This window comes from Nostoc sp. (genome assembly GCF_036917615.1).
Classification (GTDB): domain Bacteria; phylum Cyanobacteriota; class Cyanobacteriia; order Cyanobacteriales; family Nostocaceae; genus Nostoc.
In genome coordinates, this window is the sequence record NZ_JBALCZ010000019.1 from 205868 (window position 1) to 226773 (window position 20906).

General features: G+C 40.6%; 23 protein-coding genes and 3 pseudogenes. 6 read left to right on the forward strand and 20 right to left on the reverse strand.

What is annotated here, in order from left to right; translation table 11 throughout:
* Positions 1–4: 4 nt before the first annotated feature.
* From V7K85_RS06490 to V7K85_RS06540, 11 genes and pseudogenes are all read right to left on the reverse strand, one after another.
* Complete coding sequence (locus V7K85_RS06490) at positions 5–505, reverse strand: toll/interleukin-1 receptor domain-containing protein (RefSeq protein ID WP_334811953.1); 501 nt, start codon at positions 503–505, stop codon at positions 5–7.
* Entirely contained in the window at positions 459–794 is a 336-nt protein-coding gene (locus V7K85_RS06495; RefSeq protein WP_334811955.1) for a hypothetical protein, read from the reverse strand. The genes V7K85_RS06490 and V7K85_RS06495 overlap by 47 nt, the downstream gene beginning before the upstream one ends.
* A gap of 520 nt (positions 795–1314) precedes the next feature.
* Positions 1315–1980, reverse strand: coding sequence for an oxidoreductase (locus V7K85_RS06500; RefSeq protein ID WP_334811957.1), 666 nt, complete (start codon positions 1978–1980; stop codon positions 1315–1317).
* Positions 1981–2717: 737 nt separating this feature from the next.
* Positions 2718–2840: pseudogene (locus V7K85_RS06505) on the reverse strand (transposase); the annotation flags it as partial.
* Between the two features lie 330 nt (positions 2841–3170).
* Positions 3171–3521, reverse strand: a complete 351-nt coding sequence (locus V7K85_RS06510; protein WP_334811959.1) for a cupin domain-containing protein — start codon at positions 3519–3521, stop codon at positions 3171–3173.
* Between the two features lie 398 nt (positions 3522–3919).
* Positions 3920–4081 (reverse strand): annotated as a pseudogene (locus V7K85_RS06515) (glutathione-dependent formaldehyde dehydrogenase); the annotation flags it as partial.
* Between the two features lie 132 nt (positions 4082–4213).
* Positions 4214–4531, reverse strand: a complete 318-nt coding sequence (locus V7K85_RS06520) for a hypothetical protein (RefSeq protein ID WP_334811961.1) — start codon at positions 4529–4531, stop codon at positions 4214–4216.
* A 134-nt stretch (positions 4532–4665) separates the two neighbouring features.
* A pseudogene (locus V7K85_RS06525) lies at positions 4666–5186 on the reverse strand (zinc-binding dehydrogenase); the annotation flags it as partial.
* A gap of 30 nt (positions 5187–5216) precedes the next feature.
* Complete coding sequence (locus V7K85_RS06530; protein ID WP_334811962.1) at positions 5217–5915, reverse strand: SRPBCC family protein; 699 nt, start codon at positions 5913–5915, stop codon at positions 5217–5219.
* Positions 5916–5919: 4 nt separating this feature from the next.
* Positions 5920–6051 carry a hypothetical protein gene (locus V7K85_RS06535; RefSeq protein WP_334811964.1) on the reverse strand — a complete coding sequence of 44 codons (132 nt, stop codon included), beginning with the start codon at positions 6049–6051 and terminating at the stop codon, positions 5920–5922.
* Between the two features lie 6 nt (positions 6052–6057).
* The gene (locus tag V7K85_RS06540) at positions 6058–7155 is read right to left on the reverse strand and encodes a DJ-1/PfpI/YhbO family deglycase/protease (protein WP_334811966.1); all 1098 of its coding nucleotides are present in this window, start codon (positions 7153–7155) and stop codon (positions 6058–6060) included.
* A 623-nt stretch (positions 7156–7778) separates the two neighbouring features.
* Between V7K85_RS06540 and V7K85_RS06545 the strand changes: the two genes are divergently transcribed.
* On the forward strand, positions 7779–8177 hold the full coding sequence (locus V7K85_RS06545) for a DUF6335 family protein (RefSeq protein ID WP_334812040.1): 399 nt from the start codon (positions 7779–7781) through the stop codon (positions 8175–8177).
* A 304-nt stretch (positions 8178–8481) separates the two neighbouring features.
* Here the strand turns inward: V7K85_RS06545 and V7K85_RS06550 are convergent, their stop codons facing one another.
* Together V7K85_RS06550 and V7K85_RS06555 are read right to left on the reverse strand one after the other, a co-directional pair.
* Complete coding sequence (locus V7K85_RS06550; RefSeq protein WP_334811968.1) at positions 8482–10368, reverse strand: ABC transporter ATP-binding protein; 1887 nt, start codon at positions 10366–10368, stop codon at positions 8482–8484.
* A 385-nt stretch (positions 10369–10753) separates the two neighbouring features.
* Entirely contained in the window at positions 10754–11737 is a 984-nt protein-coding gene (locus V7K85_RS06555; protein ID WP_334811970.1) for a hypothetical protein, read from the reverse strand.
* Between the two features lie 203 nt (positions 11738–11940).
* On the opposite strand from V7K85_RS06555, the gene V7K85_RS06560 reads away from it, so the two are divergent.
* The 3 genes from V7K85_RS06560 (at position 11941) to V7K85_RS06570 (ending at position 12866) form a co-directional block, all read left to right on the forward strand.
* Positions 11941–12117, forward strand: coding sequence for a hypothetical protein (locus tag V7K85_RS06560; RefSeq protein WP_334811972.1), 177 nt, complete (start codon positions 11941–11943; stop codon positions 12115–12117).
* Between the two features lie 256 nt (positions 12118–12373).
* Positions 12374–12604 (forward strand): hypothetical protein, encoded by a 231-nt coding sequence (locus V7K85_RS06565; RefSeq protein WP_334812043.1) that lies wholly within the window; start codon positions 12374–12376, stop codon positions 12602–12604.
* Positions 12582–12866 carry a type II toxin-antitoxin system RelE/ParE family toxin gene (locus tag V7K85_RS06570; protein ID WP_334812045.1) on the forward strand — a complete coding sequence of 95 codons (285 nt, stop codon included), beginning with the start codon at positions 12582–12584 and terminating at the stop codon, positions 12864–12866. The genes V7K85_RS06565 and V7K85_RS06570 overlap by 23 nt, the downstream gene beginning before the upstream one ends.
* A gap of 207 nt (positions 12867–13073) precedes the next feature.
* On the opposite strand, the gene V7K85_RS06575 is transcribed toward V7K85_RS06570, so the two are convergent.
* From V7K85_RS06575 to V7K85_RS06585, 3 genes are all read right to left on the reverse strand, one after another.
* Positions 13074–13649 (reverse strand): single-stranded DNA-binding protein, encoded by a 576-nt coding sequence (locus tag V7K85_RS06575; protein WP_334811974.1) that lies wholly within the window; start codon positions 13647–13649, stop codon positions 13074–13076.
* A gap of 122 nt (positions 13650–13771) precedes the next feature.
* Complete coding sequence (locus V7K85_RS06580) at positions 13772–13942, reverse strand: hypothetical protein (RefSeq protein WP_334811976.1); 171 nt, start codon at positions 13940–13942, stop codon at positions 13772–13774.
* A 3-nt stretch (positions 13943–13945) separates the two neighbouring features.
* Positions 13946–15202, reverse strand: coding sequence for an FAD-dependent oxidoreductase (locus tag V7K85_RS06585; RefSeq protein WP_334811978.1), 1257 nt, complete (start codon positions 15200–15202; stop codon positions 13946–13948).
* 274 nt (positions 15203–15476) lie between these two features.
* Here V7K85_RS06585 and V7K85_RS06590 point away from each other — a divergent pair, with 274 nt between their 5' ends.
* Both V7K85_RS06590 and V7K85_RS06595 read left to right on the forward strand, forming a co-directional pair.
* A complete protein-coding gene (locus V7K85_RS06590) occupies positions 15477–16781 on the forward strand; it encodes an ABC transporter ATP-binding protein (RefSeq protein WP_334811979.1) in 1305 nt (434 codons plus the stop codon).
* 428 nt (positions 16782–17209) lie between these two features.
* Positions 17210–17470: a hypothetical protein gene (locus V7K85_RS06595; protein WP_334811981.1), complete on the forward strand. Its 261-nt coding sequence runs from the start codon at positions 17210–17212 to the stop codon at positions 17468–17470.
* Positions 17471–17663: 193 nt separating this feature from the next.
* On the opposite strand, the gene V7K85_RS06600 is transcribed toward V7K85_RS06595, so the two are convergent.
* From V7K85_RS06600 to V7K85_RS06615, 4 genes are all read right to left on the reverse strand, one after another.
* Positions 17664–18587: a nucleotidyl transferase AbiEii/AbiGii toxin family protein gene (locus V7K85_RS06600; protein ID WP_334811983.1), complete on the reverse strand. Its 924-nt coding sequence runs from the start codon at positions 18585–18587 to the stop codon at positions 17664–17666.
* The gene (locus tag V7K85_RS06605; RefSeq protein WP_334811985.1) at positions 18571–18984 is read right to left on the reverse strand and encodes a DUF6088 family protein; all 414 of its coding nucleotides are present in this window, start codon (positions 18982–18984) and stop codon (positions 18571–18573) included. Before V7K85_RS06605 ends, V7K85_RS06600 begins: the two co-directional genes overlap by 17 nt.
* 545 nt (positions 18985–19529) lie before the next feature.
* Positions 19530–19805: a hypothetical protein gene (locus V7K85_RS06610; RefSeq protein ID WP_334811987.1), complete on the reverse strand. Its 276-nt coding sequence runs from the start codon at positions 19803–19805 to the stop codon at positions 19530–19532.
* A gap of 97 nt (positions 19806–19902) precedes the next feature.
* On the reverse strand, positions 19903–20871 hold the full coding sequence (locus V7K85_RS06615) for a chlorophyll a/b binding light-harvesting protein (protein WP_334811989.1): 969 nt from the start codon (positions 20869–20871) through the stop codon (positions 19903–19905).
* Positions 20872–20906 lie beyond the last annotated feature (35 nt).

Consider the following 20906-nt stretch of genomic DNA (forward strand, 5'->3'; position numbering starts at 1 on the left):
GTTGTTATTTTAGGTTATTTCTACTAGTTTTATCTTGCTTGACTTTCTCAAGACCTTGAGCAGTAAAGTAAAAAGCATCATTTTTATTTATCCAGACCCTTCTATCAGTTATAAATTTGTCTTTTTGAGGTAAAGGCTCAAGATTCGCAAGTTTTAAATTAGCAAAACTATAGCGCTCCCAACCAATAATTTTGGTGAGAAGTACAGGAATAACAGTAGCTTTTATAGGTTGTTCTCTGGCTTTCGCTAGGTTTATTTCAATTTTATTATCATAGTCACTTAGAAAATTCGGACTAATCAATAGGAGAATTATATCGGCTGAATTCAGATGTTTCTCAATCTCAACTTTTGGGGTTTGCCCTCCTATAGTTTTAGCTTCATGCCAAATTTTAATTCCCTCCAAACTACTACTGAGATATTTTTCTAAGTCCTTTAACAATTTTTCATCTTCACGGGAATTAAGATATAAAAACTTCAATGGCTTTGGTGCTTGATAGTACTTCATAAGTCTTATATCCTTTTCCCTGAGATATACTATCTGGGATTATTTTTGTATGAGAAGGCAATTGCAATTTTGCTTCAATATCATTTAACTGCTGATCAATATCGTCTAACTTATCCTCTTCATATTGAATCTGCTTTTCTAATTGAAACTTTACCGCCGTCCCTACCTCAATAGCCCAATCCGCTCGTAAGCACTTTAATTTTTCACTTCGCAGTTCCCACTCAGCATGAAGCGTTTTCCACCGTTGCTGCAACCGCTGCTGCTGTTCAGTACTCAAGCTTTTAGCCATTTTGGATCTTAGATTTTAGTTTTTATATTAATCAGACATGACATTTCACACTAGTAGAAATACTGTCTTAAATAATTATATAAAATTACTTGTCAATAAGCGACGAGAGAATAGGACTTTGGCATAGCACTTAAAGGAGTGATCGCATCCTATCAAACTACCAAGTGACTGCTAGCTAGCTGATACATGTTCATCTGGCAAAAATACCCCCAACCCTCCTTTACAAGGAGAATTGAGGGAATCAATTATTATTAACAATATCTTGTCCTAAAGGACACGCTACACGAACACCAATTTACGAGGCTGAGTTGGTGTATTAACTCTTTTTTCTCCAAGGCTTGGCAAAAACAATAAGTCCTAAAAATTCCTTCAAGGTTTTTTTAGCGTATTACCTGTAGTATAAAGAGTTTGAGACTCCAAGGTAGTACTTTTGTACGCAACTTTGCCGTTTATAGTCAGCCCTTCGGCTGGCGATGGACGCACCTGCCCCAGCGGTCGGGCGTGATTTCAGGACTCGATCTCAGTGCATTTCTGCTGTCACCCCAGCGTTTGCAGCGATCGAGTCCAGATTGGCGATCGTTTCTGGAGTCAGCTGTAGAGTCGCGGCTTTAAGATTTTCGCGCAGATGCTCGACCGACGACGTGCCTGGGATGAGCAAGATATTAGGGGAGCGCTGAAGCAACCATGCAAGCGCAACTTGCATGGGTGTAGCTTTCAACGAGGCTGCGGCTGCTTCAAGTGCTGAGGATTGCAGCGGCGTGAACCCGCCAAGTGGAAAGAATGGCGTGAACGCGATATTGAGCCGTGCAAGTTCGTCGATCAGCGGATCATCGTCGCGGTGCGCTAAGTTGTATTGATTCTGGACGCAAACAATCTCAGTGATCGACTGAGCCTCTGCGAATTGCTGGGGTGTGATGTTGCTGAGACCAATATGGCGGATAAGACCCTGATGCTTCAGGTCAGCAAGTACCGTAAGCGGTTTTTCGATGAAAACTTCAGCCGATTCCAGTTGGTCTGGGAGGCGGAGATTCACGACATCGAGCGCTTCCAGACCAAGATTTTGAAGATTATCGTGAACGGCATCGACGAGTTCCTTGGACGAGAGGGCTACTGGCCACGATTTATCCTCGTCCCGGCGAGCTCCTACTTTAGTGATGATCACTAATCCCTCTGGGTAGGGGTGCAATGCCCGCCGAATAATCTGATTGGTAATGTGCGGACCGTAGAAATCGCTGGGTCGATGTGATTGATTCCGAGGGCAACAGCTTCGCGCAGAACGGCAATGGCGGCGTCAACATCGCGCGGGGGTCCCCAAACACCAGGCCCTGCGAGTTGCATAGCGCCATAACCCATACGCTTGAGAGACATTGAAGTGCCTGGGAGTGTAAAACTGCCGCCGAGGTTCGTTTGATTAGTCATTTTGTCTTTCCTTCAGTGTTTTTGAATGTGGCATACATTGATAATTAGCTCTATCAGTTTCATCTTTTCTTAGTGCCATTCAACTATGGGTATTTTATTACGAGTTTGTACCTTACTAAACTAGATAGCAAGTCAAAGTAAGCTTTGCGATCGTCCAGGGTAAACGCATCTTATTTCTTAACAAAAACTAATAAATGTTTCAAAATTATCTAGATAATCACAAAACTTGATTAAATATAAATACAATAAATCAAATGACTCCCAAAATTTTAAATTAGCTTATCTGAAGCCGAGCCACTCTTTATTAAGGCTAGAAAACCTCACTAATTTGGTACAGATAAAGAAATTATTCCCTGAAAGTAAGTGAAAAGTTATAGCAGCATATTAAGCTGAATTATTTACAAACTAGTTGAAGCTAATGCTAAAACTCTTGTTAAATAGTTGTTATTGATCGCCGCGAGAAATTGTTTAGAGGTTGTTTGAAAAGTCAAAGCCAGTAAAAAATTATGCAAGTCGTCTGACCATAAGCCGAATCATAGCAAGGTAAATGAAACTCTCAGTTGTTTCGGGTAATTGCTCATATTCTTTGCTAAGTCGGCGGTACCAGTTGAGCCAACTGAAAATACGTATCTACAGCTTACGCCCTGAGAGCTTTTTTTACTCAACTGGGAACTTTTAAAACAACCTCTTAAACCAAACCAAACGAGAAATCCTGATTTTTTCGTTAGTTCTTAAATCTGGTTGTAATCTTGAGTAATTTAGATGCGTTTGCCCTGTGCGATCGCCTGAGATTTTGTGCAATTGTTTCTCAGCCGCAAAGGACAGTAAAAAGGGGAACAACATTTTTGTTCCCCTAGTAAGGGTTCTATATTTCATGCAATTGAAAGCGGCTAGAAATTTTTTGCGATGGCGCAAGCGCCCGCCGTAGGCGATCGCAAAATTTTAGATAACTGCAAATCAGTTTTCGTCTCGCCCGTGAACTTCAGCGGGTGGACTTGTTGCTTCAACAGCAGTGAATAGTTCTAGAATTTTATAGGTGTGGCTGGCTCCTTTTGGTACCACCCAAGAACTCCCAGGCTCCAGCAAAATTGTTTGCCCTTCAATATGTAATTCTGCACGACCAGTGATAACATAACCAACAGTTTCATATTCTCGCGCTGCTGGCTCTTTAGATTCATTCGGTTGCTCATTCTCCCACAGGCGCATGGAAAGACTTTTGCCAGATGCAAGATATTTCTGACCAAGTTCACCTTTAGGGGAATGGCTAGAGTCTACTTTTATAACGCTTGTATCAGATGTATCAGACATATTTTTTGCCTTTTTTACTTTTAAACCGATTTTAGATTTTAGATTGACCTCAGCAATCAAGTCAGGCGATGCACTGAGCGTAGCCGAAGTGGGCTTGTCATTTAATTTTGGATTTTAGATTTATTCCACGTAGCTTGCTTCTCGTGGAGCGAGTAGAAATTCGCTTGCTCTCAAACCTCTCTTACAAAGTTCAGTTCGCCTTTGGCGTTGCCGCAGGCATCGGCGGGAGCCGCCGCTCTGACTTTGCGCTTTTTAAATTTTGGACTTTCCTGCGGAACGCTACGCGTAGCTTGCTTCCACGTTCGCGGAGCGTCCCGTAGGGAAGTGGTACGGCGTGAGCGCTCAGTCGAACGCTTTTGAATCTTCTTTTCCATTATCCAAAATTTAAAATCTAAAATTAGGTGAGAGTAGCCAAATAAACCTGATGGTGAATGGCCCATTTGCTTTTCCACTAACCAAGGGTTGGGGTTAGAGTTGTCGCACAGTGACCATAAATCTCGATTGCAGAAAAAGCAATTACCGCAGGGGATAGTGAAGATAACAACCACGCGATCGCTAATATCAAGATAAATACTGGATTTATTCTGATATTGAGACGCGATAATTATCGCGTCTCAGTAACTGCTCAAAACTTATACGAGAATATATGAGTCAAAAATTTAGACTCAAAATTTGCTACAAGTCTAGCTTCTTTATCTCAGTTTTTTGCTAGAAGGAGTTCGGTAATAACCTTCTTTAGTTTCAGTCAATGGCTCAACTGTTTTTTCGACTTTATTTTCTGTAGACTTAAGAAACTCTTTTGTAGCTCTAGGAGTTTCTTCATCCAAGTTTAGCTTTTCACGGATATTATCAGCAGCGTTTTTTAATGGATTTTGAGAATTTGTTGTTTGGGTATCGTTTCTAATTTCACCTTGCTCATTTGGGATTACTTTATAATAAGTACCCTCTGGAGTTTTAACATCAGCTTGTGCTATGTTAGGATAGCTAAAAGCCTGACCCAATAAAAACATAAATCCTACTAGAAAAACTACAAGGATTTGGGAGATCCGAATATTCCGCAGCCATGAAATTACTCGATTCATAAAAAGCCTCAATTACATTATGTTAGGTGGACAATTTAAAACGCTGAATGACTATTTACCATTCAGGGTTTAAGAACAACTTTGATCCAGTTATCCTTTTTTTGTTGAAAAATGTGATAGCCGTGGGTGCTTTCTCTAAAGGCAATTGATGGGTAACAACCAAGGATAGATCAAGTTTTCCATCCCAAATCATCTGCAATCAAAAATATATATATTTTTGTTTATGCATTTGTCCCATCCTAAAGGTTAATCCCTTATTGAAGGCTGTACCAAATGGTATTTTATCAACAAAAGCACCATAAACACCCATAATTGAAAAAGTCTCGCCTTTACCACAGTTCACCATCATTTCCCGCAGAACGTAGGGACGGTCGGTTTCCAACCTGAGCTTTTGTTTTGTCTGGTCGTAGAAGTCTTCTAAACCAACCACATCGATGCAAGCATCGGGGCCACGGCCACCAGTCGTCTCTTTCAACGTTTCGCCAGCATTAACTTCTTCGTAGTTAATCACTTCTGCTTTGGCAATCTTTTTCGCCATTTCCAGGCGTTGGGGAAAGCGATCAATAGCGATCACTTTTTCGGCGTTATTAGTCATTGGACATTGGGCAAATAACTACTTGCGTCCACTTGGTTGACCTTCTGTGGTGGCAATTTCGCCTGCTTCCATTAGCATCTTGAAGCGGCCCAATTCATCACCAATTTGCTGTTTTGGTTCCTCACCAAAAAGTTTAGCTACGGTAGCTCCCAATGCTCCACCTGGTGGGTTATACTCCAAAACAATCTTAACTTCCGTGCCGCGATCGCCTGGTGCTTTTTGGAAGCGGACAAAACCAGAATTATCAACATCTGCACCTTCTACAGAAGCCCAAGAAATAAATTCATTTTCCCGGTCTTCGAGAATTTCTGCATCCCATTCCACGCTATTACCTAAAGGTGCATTCGCAATCCAGTGAGAACGTTTTTCGTTGTACACCTTGACAGATTTGAGATGCTTCATAAATGTGGGCAGATTCTCCAAGTTGTGCCAAAAGCGATACAATTCTTCTGCCGATTTATTAATTGTTACCGTCTTTTCAACTTTGATGGATTGGTTTATACCTATTGCTTCTTGTGCTTGCTGAATCGTGCTTTGTTTAGTTGCACCTTGATAGAGCAAACCGCCACCCGCTAAAGCCGTCAACGCTCCCCTCAATGAACCTTGCTTTAAACCCATCAGCACCATAGCACCGCCACCAATCAGAGATGCCCAACGCTCTACTTCACTAGCTTCAGTCTGACTTGTACTTAGTTTATCGCCTGATGTTGAAGTCACTTTTTTAATCTCCATCACAGTAAATTAACCACAGAGGCGCAAATACTCTCTTGTTTCTATCTCTGTGTTCTTTCCAGCTACCGAAGTTCAGAACAGCAGAAGCCGCCGCTGCGACTTCTGTGTGCGGTTCGTTCAAAAAACCTTACATTGACACAGCAGCCCCTGTAGTCGGCTTAGGAGGCTGAATCTGATCGCTTATCCGCGCCCGATATAGTTCTACCAATCGCTGTTCGTATTTTGATAAATCGTGGTAAATTTCTTTGAAAATAGCAGTTGCTACTGGGTCAGTGTACATTGCACACAAATTGCCAATATCGCCGATACCAGTTTGCACATCCCCCAAAGCAGAACGTAACTGATATATATCATCACTTCCTGTAAAGGCAGTTTTCACCTTGGCATACTGATTGGCAATATTTGCCCCTAAAGAGGGTTTTTCGCCCAATCGCTGAAGATAGGTTTCCAGTTTGTCACTGTGGCGCTGTTTATTAGCAGTGATTTCTTGAAAGACTGATTTTACTTCGCTATCTGATTCCTTTTCCAAATACTTTTCAAATGCTTCTAGCGAATAACGTTCACCTGTAAGGGCAGTATTTAAACCTTTGGCAATATCACCTTTAGTTGAGCCACCCCAAGCATCAGCCAATTTCCACCATTCAGCACTTGTGTCTTTCTCATTTGGTAATGCAGCATCTTTGCCACCATAACCCAAACGGCTTAAAATAGCTGTGGTGAAAATTGCCAAGTCTCCGGGTTCACGAGATGTAATCAAATTCCCGTCAACTACCACCGGCTCATCTAAATAATTTGCGCCAGCGTTAATGATGTCCTTAGCAATAGCGCTAAAGCCAGTAACTTGTTTACCTTTGAGCAAGTCGCCTTCAATCAAAACTTGTGGCCCGTGGCAAACCGCAGCTACCAATTTTCCTTGTTGGATAGCCTCTTGGACAAACCTGACTGTGTTAGGGTTCCGCCGCATTTTATCGGGAGCCATCCCACCAGGAATCACCACTGCATCGAATTCGGCTGCGATCGCTTCTGTCGTAGTACCATCAGCTTGGATGCTAAGTTTGCCCTGTTTACCCTTATATTTTTCATTCATTCGGGAACCCAAGACTACTACCTCTATTCCTGCTTGTTTTAGTCCATTATAGGGAACTGTAAATTCTGCATCCTCTACTGCCTGTTCAATGAGAATGGCAACTTTTTTATTACTGGAATGATTGTTATGGTCAGTCATAGATGGTATTACCTAAACTTAAATTTTTATTTTTGCCAACTAATAAAAGTTAGTTATGAGTGAGAAGTTGGCTACTGATTAATTTCGGTTTGATAACTTCTAACTCATAACTAAAAATTTCAACTACAAGTTGCTTTACCATGAATTCATATTTACAATGCTATGGTGCGATCGCTAGTTTAGCTTCGTACCAAGGGGATAGATTATTTTATTTCTAAAGCTATACATCTGATCGTTGGCGTCATAGTTCGCGGAATCGATTCGGGAAATAAAGAATTAATCAAAATGGTTAAAAGGCTTACAGCAAAAGGATTAAACGCATCAAACCTTTATCCATATAGCCAATGGATGCTTGGACAGTCCCCAGTGCGATACCTACGGTAAGCTCCGCTAACGCACGCGGCATATCCAGATTCCTACTGATATTTTTTGTGAAAATCGGATAAGTGCAAGCTCTATATTTTAATTAAAAAGACCAAAGCTAGATATAGCAATACTTTCATGCATTGTTTGGGAATTAATTCTTTCCGAGTTTGATTACGCCAATGGTGAGATACATCTCTAGTTAGACAACTTGGCGGCAGGAAAACGTTATTGTAGGAATGCAAAAAATGGCTAAGATCATGGCAGAAAAAAATCATAATGACGAAATTAAAACCAATGATTTGCCACAGGAAATTACCGAATCCTACGGCACTGGTGTGAAAGACTTGCCAGGATACAATATTGGTGGGCGCTCCATACAGCAGGAAAGGAGCGAGTATACAGAAACTAGTCCTGAACTCACTGGTGGCGATGTTGATGCTTATTGGCAAGATGCAGATGCAGTTGGGGATGAAGCTGTTGGTGGTAGTACTTCCACTCCTGATAAAAATGTAACTGAAGACCTAGAAGCAGCCGTAGGGCTAGAAATGGCTGATTCTGAGTTTCTGCATACCAACGATATTTTAGAAGACCGTGACGGCGATCGCTGGGAGTTAGATCCAAAGTCTTCTGAAGATTATCAAGATCGGCGAGAATAAGCTCGATAAAAGTAGAAGCCGTATTCCTACTTTCCTACTGTATATTCACAAAGGCGAGCCAGCGCGGTCTTTTCCCAACGTCAAGGAGCGTCTCTAAGAGTTGGGGAGCCACTACGGGGATAGGGGTTTTCCACGCTAGTTCTGACAACGGATAGCGTTTGCTTCGGGAACCTCCGCAACGGACTGGCTCCCCATAAGCGACTGACATGGGCAAAATATCACTAACACCAAGCGTATTGCTGCTGATCCAGACGCGCAAGGGACGGGTGATAAATGTCCGAGAGACACTGCTGATGTAGACTTTTTATAAAGCTTTCAGATGACGGCTTCGCACACGTTCGACACTACCAGTAGGAATTGCAGCAATTAATTTTTGCGTGTATTCCTCTTTGGGTTCTAGGTAAATGCTTTCGGCTGTGCCTTCTTCAACAATTTGACCGCGATTCATGACTAAAATGCGATCGCTCATAAATTTCACTACACTTAAATCGTGAGAAATAAAAATATAGGTAAGCTGAAAGTCTTGTTGTAATTCTTTGAGAATATTTAATACCTGCGCCTGTACTGAAACATCCAGCGCTGAAACTGATTCATCACAGATGATAAATTTAGGATTTAATGCCAAAGAACGGGCTATGCAAATTCGCTGGCGTTGACCACCAGAAAACTGATGGGGATAGCGGTTAATTGCATCTGCACTCAACCCCACCCGTTCTAAGAGTTCGGTTACTCGTTGGCGTCGTTGTTGCTTTGTCTTACCAACGGAGTGAATTAACAATGGTTCCATTACCGCCTCCCCAACCTTCATCCGTGGGTCGAGGGAACTGAAAGGATTTTGGAAGACTATTTGCATTTCCCGCCGCAGTTTTTGCAACGGTTCTCCTTTGAGGCTAGTAATATCTTGTTTCTCAAAGATAATCTGACCACCCATTGGTTCAATTAATCGCAACAAGGTTCTGCCAAGGGTGGTTTTACCGCAACCAGATTCTCCCACCAAACCTAGTGTTTCCCCTGGTTTGACATCAAAGGAAACGCCATTAACTGCCATATTGTAGCGTTTTGTACCACCAAACACTCCGCGCACTGGAAAACCAACTTTCAGGTTGCGGATTTGCAGCAGAGGTTCCTTCTGATTGAAGTTTGCCAATCTTGCAGCAATTTCTTCAGTAGTGACTTCTATGGATTGTGCGGGTTCTTTCGCCTGAATTACTACTTGTCCCGTTGGTGTCTCTTCTGCACTCATATAGTCAGAAACAGTGAGTAATTTTTGGGGACGGCGGTCAAGTGTGGGGCGACAGGCTATCAAACCTTTAGTATATGGATGGTGGGGACTGCTGAAAATTTGCTCAGAAGCACCAGACTCGACAACTTTGCCTTTATACATCACCGCTACTTCGTCAGCAATTTCCGAAATTAGCCCCAAGTCGTGGGTGATAAAAATCATTGCCATGTCACGGCTTTGTTGCAATTCTCGGATTAACTCCAAAATAGTCGCTTGCACCGTCACATCCAAGGCTGTGGTTGGTTCATCGGCAATTAAGATTAATGGGTTACAAGAAATTGCCATTGCAATCATCACCCGTTGCAACTGACCCCCAGAAAGTTCATGGGGATAGCGTTCCAGCATGGCTTCTTTGTGTTCCCTAATCAACTGTGCCAACTTTGATGGATCTAGTTTTGATGAATTGCTGTTGGTTTGATGCCAAGTTTCGATATGCTGCTGCTGGATCTCTTCATCGCTAGGTAGAAGTTTTACCTCTTGCAGACCTGCGATCGCAATTTGTCTTGCTTGGGCTGCTGACACATTCTGATGCCGCCTAATCGCTTCTGTTAGCTGAAACCCAATGTTATAAACTGGATTGAGCGAACTCATCGGTTCTTGAAAAATCATGGCGATGTCGCCACCCCGGTGTAACTGCATTTGCTCAGGAGGCAATGTTACCAAATCGATGGGGTTGGCATTCTCCTGAGGACGAAACCAGATTTCACCGCCAGTAACTATACCCGGAGTCTGCAACAAACCCATCACAGCCAGGGCTGTCACTGATTTACCACTCCCCGATTCTCCTACTATTCCTAGAGTCTCACCTCGATGCAACCCAAAGGAAATACCATCCAAAGCTCTGCCGATGTTGCCATCACTGGGAAATTCAACTTGGAGATTGCGAACCTCTAGGACAGTTTCTCTCATAGGAGTATGGGTAGGAATTCTAACTTAAAATTATTTGGATTTTAACAATAGTTTTGATGTATGTGTGGGTAAATTTGGTTTTTAGACTCCTTGGCAGTTTTTATGACATCGCATACTTCCACAATATACACGCAATTGCGATGTATAACCGCCTGTGATTTGGGGAAATTGCGATCATTGCCCTAAAAAATCTCCCAATGGGGGAGTAGTACTGAATTGGAAATAAAGGTCAAAAATAATACATTTGAAAATACTTGTTTAATTAGTAGATAGGATTGAGCCAAGATGTTTGCAATTTCGGCTCAATGCCATTCTGGTTTAAAAATTTCTTGGTTGCAGGTTTGAGCGATTAGTATTGCAGGTGGTTACAAATAATACGTAAAATTTATTCAGGATATCCCAATCTATTAAAATAATTGAATAGTTGTTGTTTATTCTCACCTAAATTTATCCAAAAAATAATTGCTTTTCTTACTAATTCTTCTGTAAAGTCAATATCTTCTTCTAAAAGACTGATTTTATTCTTAGTGCCATGAATAAAACTACTTCTCTGATCATAAAGCTTTTTTATTTTTGAATAATTATTTTGAAATTCTTCTTTTGTATTAGATATTAATAGGCTTGAATGTCGAGCTACAGTATGGGTTATTTGGTCACGACTAAAACTGAAAATACTCTCTAGAGCAGTTATAAGAATAATAAATCTCACCAGATCATATTCAAGTGTATAAGAAGTATTGAAATATTCAAGGGTAAGCAATAAATCATTTTCTATAGGTAATTTTTTTTGAATTAAATTATTGAACTGTTCAAATTTTGATTCATCAATACATAAAATTTTTTCTTCATTACGACTACCGCTCCCATAAAATCTGATAGGAATTTCTTTACTCGAAAGGTTTATTAAAAAAGTTACAGTTGCTACTGTATAACCAGGAAATGTAAGTCGCAAGCATTGAGTTAAATGCTTAACGTATTCGTGAGTAACGTATAAAACAGAATTCGTATCACCCGCAAAATATTCTTTACCATCAACTTTCACTTTAACATCATAATCAATAGTTTCGAGAAATATCATATAGTATCGATTAAAAAAACCGGAATCAGATAATTTACTCCAGTTAATTGCATCGCAAAAATATCTATCCAACTCTTGCCCAGTATAATTAACAAAATACTCTTGAGAAGTAAAATTGTTAGGCAGATTAAAAAGTTTGAAAAATCTATCTTTAACCTCAAGTAAATCAAATTTTACAAATTGGTATCCTTTGATATATTTGTTTAGCTTTAGTATTGACTCATCAACATTTCTAAAAAGAGTATAAATTTTTAGCATAAATAGTTCGTTAAAATTACCTATTTCAACCATTTTAACCGACATTTCGCATACATTAATGTCATAATCAGCTTTTTTTCAATTTTTTATCCAATTTTAAGTATAATTTTGTACAAAAAAAGAGAAATTTTAGATGTTGATCTACCCTACAATCTTTTGTGATATTCTTGACTAGAAGGGGACTGTACACCAGTGGATTTAGAGCCACATTGTACGCAACCAATGACAATGGAAAAATGCCCCCAATCAAACGCTTGCGTGAACCTTTAGCTATTGCTGCTTTACTGGCTTCGATTACTGGTTTTAGTTTCTACATCCATGTAATCGATACAAGCAACTCTGACTCCCGGTCAACGACTATAAAGATAGGAGTTGACCTGACACTGAGAGGAGGTTTACCTAAGTCTAAATAAGTAGTTACGCCCTTAATTGTTAGATACAACAGTTAAGGGTTTATTTTATTGTTTATCGCAACGCCGAGATGAAGAAAGGTTAATGCCCTGGTGATCGCTAATCACTGGTTCTGTCCTCCAGAAACATTTGTCGCCACTGCGCCCAATATAGTATCCTATTTTTGCATAAATTGTCTAAATGCAAGAGGCTGAGGCTTTAGATTTAGAGATTAAAATAGAGTTAGTAAAGGTAGAGTTTACTTTATTAGGAGGTTCTATGATGACTTTACAAGAAATTATTAATTCTATTGAAAGTTTGCCCACAGAAGATCGAGAGTATTTATTTGAGTTTCTTCGCCAGCAACGAATTGAGAATCGGCGGGTTGAAATTTTGGCTAATGCTCAGGAAGTGATGCAGGCTTTTAAAAATAGCACTGTTTATAGAGAAAGCGTTGATGATTTGATCGCTGATTTACTAGGAGATGATGATAGAAGTTGTCTGGAGTAGTGGATTTAAGCGGTCTTTTAGGAAGATTACAAAGAGAAATCCTCAATTAAAGAATCAAATTGTTAAGGTATTAAGGCTCTTGGCAGATGATCCATTTACACCGCTTTTGAAGTCTCATAAGTTAACAGGAAATTTAGCGGGTTTGTGGTCTTGTTCTGTTGCTTATGATTATAGAATTATCTTTAATTTATCTGAGGATGAGACTTTGTTAGAAATGGTTATTTTATTGATTGATATTGGTAGCCATGATAAAGTTTCTTAAATTGTCAAATAGAGGCTGAAGCTTATGATTTAGAGATTAAAATTCTCTATCCCTAACTGATCAATAGCTAAACTAAGCGATGTCTCACGACAAGACGCAAAGCTCAACGCAAACAAAAAAATAGCACATCCTTTAGGATGGCTATTTGTAGAAATTGTCTAGTCGTAATGTTAGTTAGTAAATTGAATACACGCTCAACTAGCAACTTTAGAAGGGAATATCATCTGGATCTGGTTCTTCCTCTTTCACTGCTGGATAAGTGGTTCGCTCATAATTTGTGGGTTGAGGTACGGGTTCGTAACTTGTCGCTTGGGGAGCAACACCAACAGGATTTGTCGCTGGGGTAGGTGCTGGACGTGGTGAATCGTAACTGGGAACATCTTTCTGGGGAGGACGAGATGCTGAAGATGGTTGTCGTGGAGCAGTTTCAGTGAATGATGGAGTTACGGTTGCTGAGGGCAATGGATCGGTATTAAAACTACCTCCAACAGATTGAATTTGTTGCACTGTCAATTCAGCGCGTTTTTCTTTAAAACCTTCTTGACGATCAACAGTATTCATAGTTAAACGTCCTACCAGGATGACGCGATCGCCTTGGTGGTAATTTTGCTGAATTTCTGTTGCTAAATTCCCCCAGCCGACAACTTTCAGCGTGGCTGGCGGATCTTCTGGTTTCTGGGAATTTGGAAACTGCACCAGCATTTCCGTGACTCCTAGATTATCCGCTGTATAGCGGAGTTGCGGCTCGTTAACAATTTCCGCCATCAAAACGCAGCTGTTCATTAAAATTACTCCTGACTGCAAAAAGTGCTGATTGAAAAAGAGGGGGTTTTTCTATGTAGTGCCAATTAATATCTAGATATGTTTGATTGTTTGCATTTTTTAATAATGTTTGAACAAATTTTCTACATCCACTCTGAGTTTTTAGTCCTTTCTAGCATAAAAGCCAAGCGATCGCTTTGAACAGCATTAAGTATGCTACTCGCTACCTTCGCTTGACTAAATTGAGCATTCAATTCTGCATAGAGTAGTATAATTGTACCATCTATCCATGAAATAGAAAAAATTCTTGGCAAAAATTAAGTTTTGACGTGAGATGGAAAAACACCGAAGGCGATTAACCTTGCTGGTAGATCGCGCAAGATGGGTAAGCGCAAAAACGCAGGTGGTACAAAGGTGCGATTTGAGGTGAGAACCGGGGCCAATACCCGCTTTTGGATAAAAGTTTGAAACGCCTGAATTATACGTGTAGGCAACTCGCGTTGACGTTGTACTTTTGCTAAGTCGCTAAGTTGTACTTCTCGGTTTTTGAGCGATTTGCCGAGTACATTTGCCGCGACTACAGCATCTTGAATCGCGTAATTAATGCCAACTCCACCAACGGGGGACATTATATGAGCTGCATCACCGATAAGTAACAGTCCCGGACGATACCAACGTTTGACACGGCTGGACTCGACTGAGAGATAAGCTATTTGTGACCAATCATCTAAATTTTGGATGCGTTGCTGGAATTCTGGCACCACTTCCCCAACAGATTTTTTCAATTCCTCTAAACCCGCAGCCCTTAATTGTTGATAGCCTCCTTTAGGAATAACATAGCCAAGTTGCCACTCATCACCACGGTCAAGCATGGCGATTAGCTTACCTTGACCAAAGCGCCCCATTCCCCCTTCAGGGTCTTCTGACTGACGCGGTAGGCGAAACCAGAGGACATCCATTGGCGGCGAAGTTTCGATTGATTCAAACTCACCCAGGTGGCGTAAACGTGAGTGGCGACCGTCTGCACCAACTGTCAGTATTGCCCGAATTTCATGCCAACCACCGCCTCCTCGATAGCGGACACCTTGAATCACACCATTTTCGGCAATTAGTTCCTGTACATTCGCACCCATCACCAGATGGAAACTAGGATATTTTTGTGCTTCTTGGGTGATGAACTCCAGGAATTTTACCTGGGGAAGCATTGTAATGTAGGGATAATGGGTTTTCAGATGACTAAAATCTGCGAATGTGACAGTATCTTGAGGAGTTTGAATACTAATTTGGCGCATTTTGGTATGGGGAAGTCCTAGCAAGCGATCGCTAAGTCCCAATTCCTCCATAATTTCCATCACTGATGGATGAATCGTATCGCCACGAAAGTCGCGATCCAAGTCTTTGTGTGCTTCCAGCAGCATCACAGAAATGCCTTGACGCGCTAACAACAGCGCCAATACTGCTCCTGCTGGACCTCCACCCACAATGCAACAATCTGTAGTTTGTACGTCTACAATGTCATGGACAGTGTTAACGCTTGGGTCTTGGGAAAGATTTTTAGGTACATCGGTAGTCATAACAACACCTCTTGACAGCCCTAAAATTTAGAATAGTTTGCTTTTGATGCTCCAAGCTGTTTTTTTAACTTTTCGTATTTACATGGAACCTGTATTATGATTGGCGCTAAACTGTCATTTGTCCCTTTTTCAAGCTAATGCCCTATGCCCAATACTTCGGCTCCTTTCGGCTTCTCTACGAGACGCTGCGCGTAGCTTGCTTCTCCGTAGGAGTACGCTCAAGGCAAGTCGCTCAGTACAAGTGCCCCATGCCCAATGACAATAATTAAGAGTCGTGTCCCAAGTTGTTTTAGAAAACGTTTATAAAAGTTTTTCCTCGCGTAAAGGGGAAAGTGTGACTTCACAAATCCAATCTCCCCTCACGCTTGGGGATAAAACTGATGCAGTGCAAGAGCGTGCAGGAAGTGTCAACGTCTTGCGGCGGATTAACCTGACGATCGCAGATGGCGAATTTATGGTGCTGGTGGGCCCTTCTGGTTGTGGCAAAAGCACTCTGCTACGGTTAATCGCCGGTTTGGAAGTGATGACTGGCGGTAATATCTGGGTAGGCGATCGCTTGATCAATGACCTACCACCCAAGGAACGCGACATCGCAATGGTATTTCAAAATTACGCCCTCTATCCTCACATGACGGTGTATGACAATATCGCCTTTGGGTTACGCCGCCGTTTTGGGGGAGCAGGGGGAGAAATTACTCCCTCATCTCCCTATCTTCGGACGTGGGCTGAAAATCTTTTTGTGGGGGCGACAAAAAAGTTACCTAAAGGACTGCGCTACATTTCTGACAAAGAACAGGCGGTGGATGAGCAGGTGCGTAGTGTTGCCCAACTGTTGCAAATTGAAACATTGCTGAATCGCTTACCCAAACAGCTATCTGGGGGACAAAGACAACGAGTTGCACTGGGACGAGCGATCGCGCGTGACCCTCAAGTGTTTTTAATGGATGAACCGCTTTCTAACTTAGATGCCAAACTACGGGCGGAAACCCGCGCCCAAATTGTGAAGTTGCAGCGCCAACTAGGGACAACGACAATTTACGTTACCCATGATCAAACAGAAGCAATGACAATGGGCGATCGCATTGCGATTATGTCTGAGGGTAAAATTCAGCAAGTTGCTTCTCCTTTAGAACTTTACAATCGCCCTGCCAACCTTTTTGTTGCAGAGTTCATTGGTTCGCCACCGATGAATTTTATTCCTGTAGAATTTCATGCCCCGCAGTTGATTACTCATGCCCAGTTACGTTTCACCCTCCCAGAGGTTTGGGGAAAAGCTTTACAAAAATATGATGGGAAAACTTTAATTTTAGGGATTCGCCCAGAACACTTAAATTTGAGTATGCCTGCCACCAAAAATCTACCAGTGCAAGTAGATTTGGTAGAGAATCTCGGCAACGATTCCTTTCTCGCTGTTAAGATTGCCGAACCGGGATCTCAACCTGCGACTACAGCCAATTACCTACAAGTGCGGATACCACCAGACCGATTTGTCCAAGTTGGTGAGCAACTTTGGTTATCACTAACTCTAGAGAAAATTCACTTTTTTGACCCGGAAACTGAGTTGGCGATATTTCCTTAAGACTATCCGCGTCTAATTGTGAAAATACGCGCTCTGGATTGGATTTGATCAACACTGACCAATACGTCTGTCTCTAGTGAGGACTCATATCATGTCCGCTTGCAGTAAAAGATTTCATAACTTATGCCTTGAGTCAGTAAGTTAAACTTAGGGTTATTGCTTATATGATAAAAATATGTGAATTTAATTTACACTTTGGTTATAGTCTAATTTAAATCAGTGTAAATTAGCTTTTATTTATACATACATTTCAATTCCTAAAATTAAGACCAGACTATGAAGAAACTGTTGTTAATGGTTTACATATACTTGTAAATCCTTTTGCTGAAAATCCCCTGGATCTAAAAATTTTTGAGAATAGAGAAATTTCTATACATAATTATGAGCCTAAAACAGGTGATTATCTTTCCTATCTACCTAATAATTTCTTGCTTCAGAGAAATTGTATAAGTATTACTTCCGAAGATGATTTGCAAGAGTTTAAAAAATATTTCAACCAACAAAATTATAAAGAATTAGAGCCTGAAGAGTGGGAAGAAAATGAGTTAATAGAGTTTGGAGGAAAAAGTGGACATATCTGTAATAACCACATGGCGCATTATAAAGGATGGACTATTATAGTATCCCTTGACTCAATTGATAAAGATTGGAGTTCTATAGCACTGCAAAACTTGGCTATAGTATTTTAGATTTTACAAAAGAGAATAGGAAGGGAAATTATAACTCAATTCTTTTAGGAGAATTTTTATCAACAAAAGAAGAAGCTTCTAATGCTATGAAAAATAAAATAGATGAATTCAAAGCTATATAGTGCATTCAACAATTAAGATTTTTCTTGTTAAATAGTGTCGAGTGCCACGTTCAACTAAACTGTTATTTTTTTCATTTAATTATGCTAATTATGCTTTTAAGAGCGTCTATAGCTTCACTAAAAGTGGGGCATTCGTCTTCTACGGCGTAAGACATTCCTGTAACAAATTGCTGGTATTCATTAGCATACAAAGAATCATTTTCTAGTGTTAGCACCATTTCTTGCAAGAATTCTACTTCGGAGTTGGCCAATGATTTAATTTTTTTTCTGCTGCACTCTATATCTTCTGCTATCACACTAACAACTAAATCCGAAAAATTTGAATAATTAAAAATTAAGCATCGTAATGCTGTTAAATCATATAAATGCCGAATAAGAGATGGATCATCTTTTTCACTACTTCTGTTTCTAGATAACACTCGCCAGGTTAAAGCACTCAATTTCTCTGCCGCTGTTTCTATGGGTGAAACACAAGCTATTAAAGGAACTTCTGGTAATTGATCCATTGCTTGAGCAATAAAAGGCTGTAAAGCCCTTTGTTCAACAGGCAAGGTAGGCACAATAAAATTAACCTCTAACTTTATATAAGGACGAAGTGCCGCAGTTATCTCAAAATTTTCTTTGTAGCGAATGTTGCAAGTGAATTTACGATTTGCATTTTCAGATTTTGGTTCTTCGTCCAATGACCATTCTGAACTACTTCCACGGATTACTTCAACAATTTGCTTTCGGTAATTACTACATTCATTGCGTGTAGGATTTGCTTTTGGCAAAATTACTTTGAAATCAAGGTCTTCCGAAAAACGCTTAATAAGTCCAAACCCTTTTGATAAGCTAGTTCCTCCCGAAAAAACTAACTGCACACCAAAATTATTCACAGCGATCAAGGATGCAATTATCCGCATAGCGTACCAATCCTTCTCAACAAACGAAGGATCAACACCAAGATCACTGGCAATAACTTCTACAAGGTTTAGGTCAAGAAACGTATTCAAAGGTTACATACTTACCGTCGTAACCAATTTTACGTGACACTCGTCCTTTAACGCCAACAACTCGTCCGGTTGGAACTTGCGTTGTACGTCCTTGACTATAAGCTTGATCATAGCTTGATGCAACAACCTCTATCTGTAATTTCTTTAGAGCTTCAGTTGCTAGTTCACGTAACGCTCTACGGGGAACTATACGCTTTGACAAAGGAGAAAATGCAGCTTTAGCGTAAAGCCCGTAACCAATTTTAACGATTTTACCTTTTTTTACTAATTCCTTAAGACTACGCCCAATTTGAGTGTAGCTAGCAATGTCTACAAAATCCTTACGCATAAAGACATCACGATCGCTACTATCAATTCGACGAGTGATTATGTCTTCTACTGTGTTAGGGGTTTTCATCTTTTTTGTCTCCCCTGGCGAGGATTAAGTAAAGTAGTAAAGACTTATTGAGAGGTTGAATGGCTTTTATTGGCTCACAACATAATCATAAAGCAGGTTTATTGAATTATGTAACTTAATTCTGCAATATAGCAATCCGATTTGATTTTTGAAAAAATCTAAGTATCTGTAGGGTGTGTTACGACTTCGGTAACGCACCACCCGAAGGTTTTGGTGCTGTACTCCCGGCGAACACACACCCTACGTGTATTTCAAAAATCAAATATGAGTCGTATAGTATTTTAAATGATTATTTTATGGTGTGTAAGTAACAACCGACTGAAAATCTACTTACTACACGTACCACACCCTATTCAACCTACCTGCACCAACTCAATCAGGGGCTAAATGCTTTACTTTTGGCGCTCTTAACCCCATGTCGTGATAGTCGTTTTTTCGGGACTATTCCTAACTAAAAGTAGAGTCGTAGTGCCTGATAGCAAAAAATCTTTACTTTAATTAGCGATCGCACCCTTGTATCTTACTGAACGAGTAATCAAATAAATTTAACAAAGCTTTCGTCGTCCCTTTTGGCAAGCATTACAGGCAGAAGTTTTCGGCTCAAAATCAATACAAGCGATCGCTTCCTCAGAACAAGCTTTTTTTGGGTGTACAGTACATTTGAGGCGGTAGTCGTTGGTGAAATATTCGCAACCAGAACAGGGAATTTCATGCAGCGTTTTTAAATGAATTATCCCTTTTTTTAGGGTTAACCAGACACTACCAATAAATAGAATCATTATTGTCCAAGTGCAAAAGGCGCACAAAATCATAGTTAACATTAGTTATCCTCCTAAAAATTCCAAAAAAATGCCCGCAGTCCACTGCTGTTAACCACAGGCATCGGACTTTATTTAGCTAGGGTTGAGCGAAACTTAATTAACTATTACCTTGACGCGAGGATCGCCAATAGTGCCAAACATAACCTAAGAACGCCGTTACACCAAGGAAGAACTGAATATCTGCCATTCCCAGACGTTCATAACCGTAAAATTCTCTCGGAAAAACTGTTGTGTTATATCCCACGAGCACGGCAGAAATCCAAGCCATCAAAGCTAAACCCAGCAAGCTATAAGAAAGAATTTCTTCACCATTTTCAATTGGCAAAATTCGTCTTACCCATGTAAAAGGCTGCACAATAATATGCCACGCGCCACCAGCAATTAAGATGAAGCCAACCCAAATGTGACCACCAATGACATCTTCTAAGTTGTCAACACTTGCCATCCCTAAAGGAGTCCAGCTACCATCTTTCAGACCAACTAAATAGCCAAAAATTGTTGCTGGCTTTAAATTAGGATTGCTAATTAGGCGGACATTTCCCACGTTAGTATCATAAATTCCGCCAAAAAACATTGCCTTTAGCACTAACAAAAAGGCTCCCAAACCCAGAATAATTAGGTGATGACCTAAAATCAAACCCAATTGCTTGGGATCATTCCATTCATAGTGAAATTTCGCCGCCTGTCCACCGGCATTATATAAAATCGCTGGACCACGAAAAACATGAAAAAGTCCACCTACACCCAATACAGCAGATGCAACTAAGTGCAAAATGCCAATTACAAAATAGGGATAGGTATCGACTACTTCACCTCCAGCACCTACACCCCAGCCCAAAGTTGCCAAGTGGGGTAACAAAGTCAATCCTTGTTCATACATTGGAACGTTAGGAACAAAGCGTGTAACTTCCGATATTGTGATTGCTCCTGCCCAAAACATAATTAAGCCTGCATGAGCAATGTGAGCGCCTAATAATTGACCAGATAAATCAATTAAACGGGCATTACCCACTAACCACGATGAATTGGTATCTTCTGCTAAGGTTCTATCAGTTGTAATTGTCATAGTTAAATACCCTTATGAGCATTTTAAATTTTGAG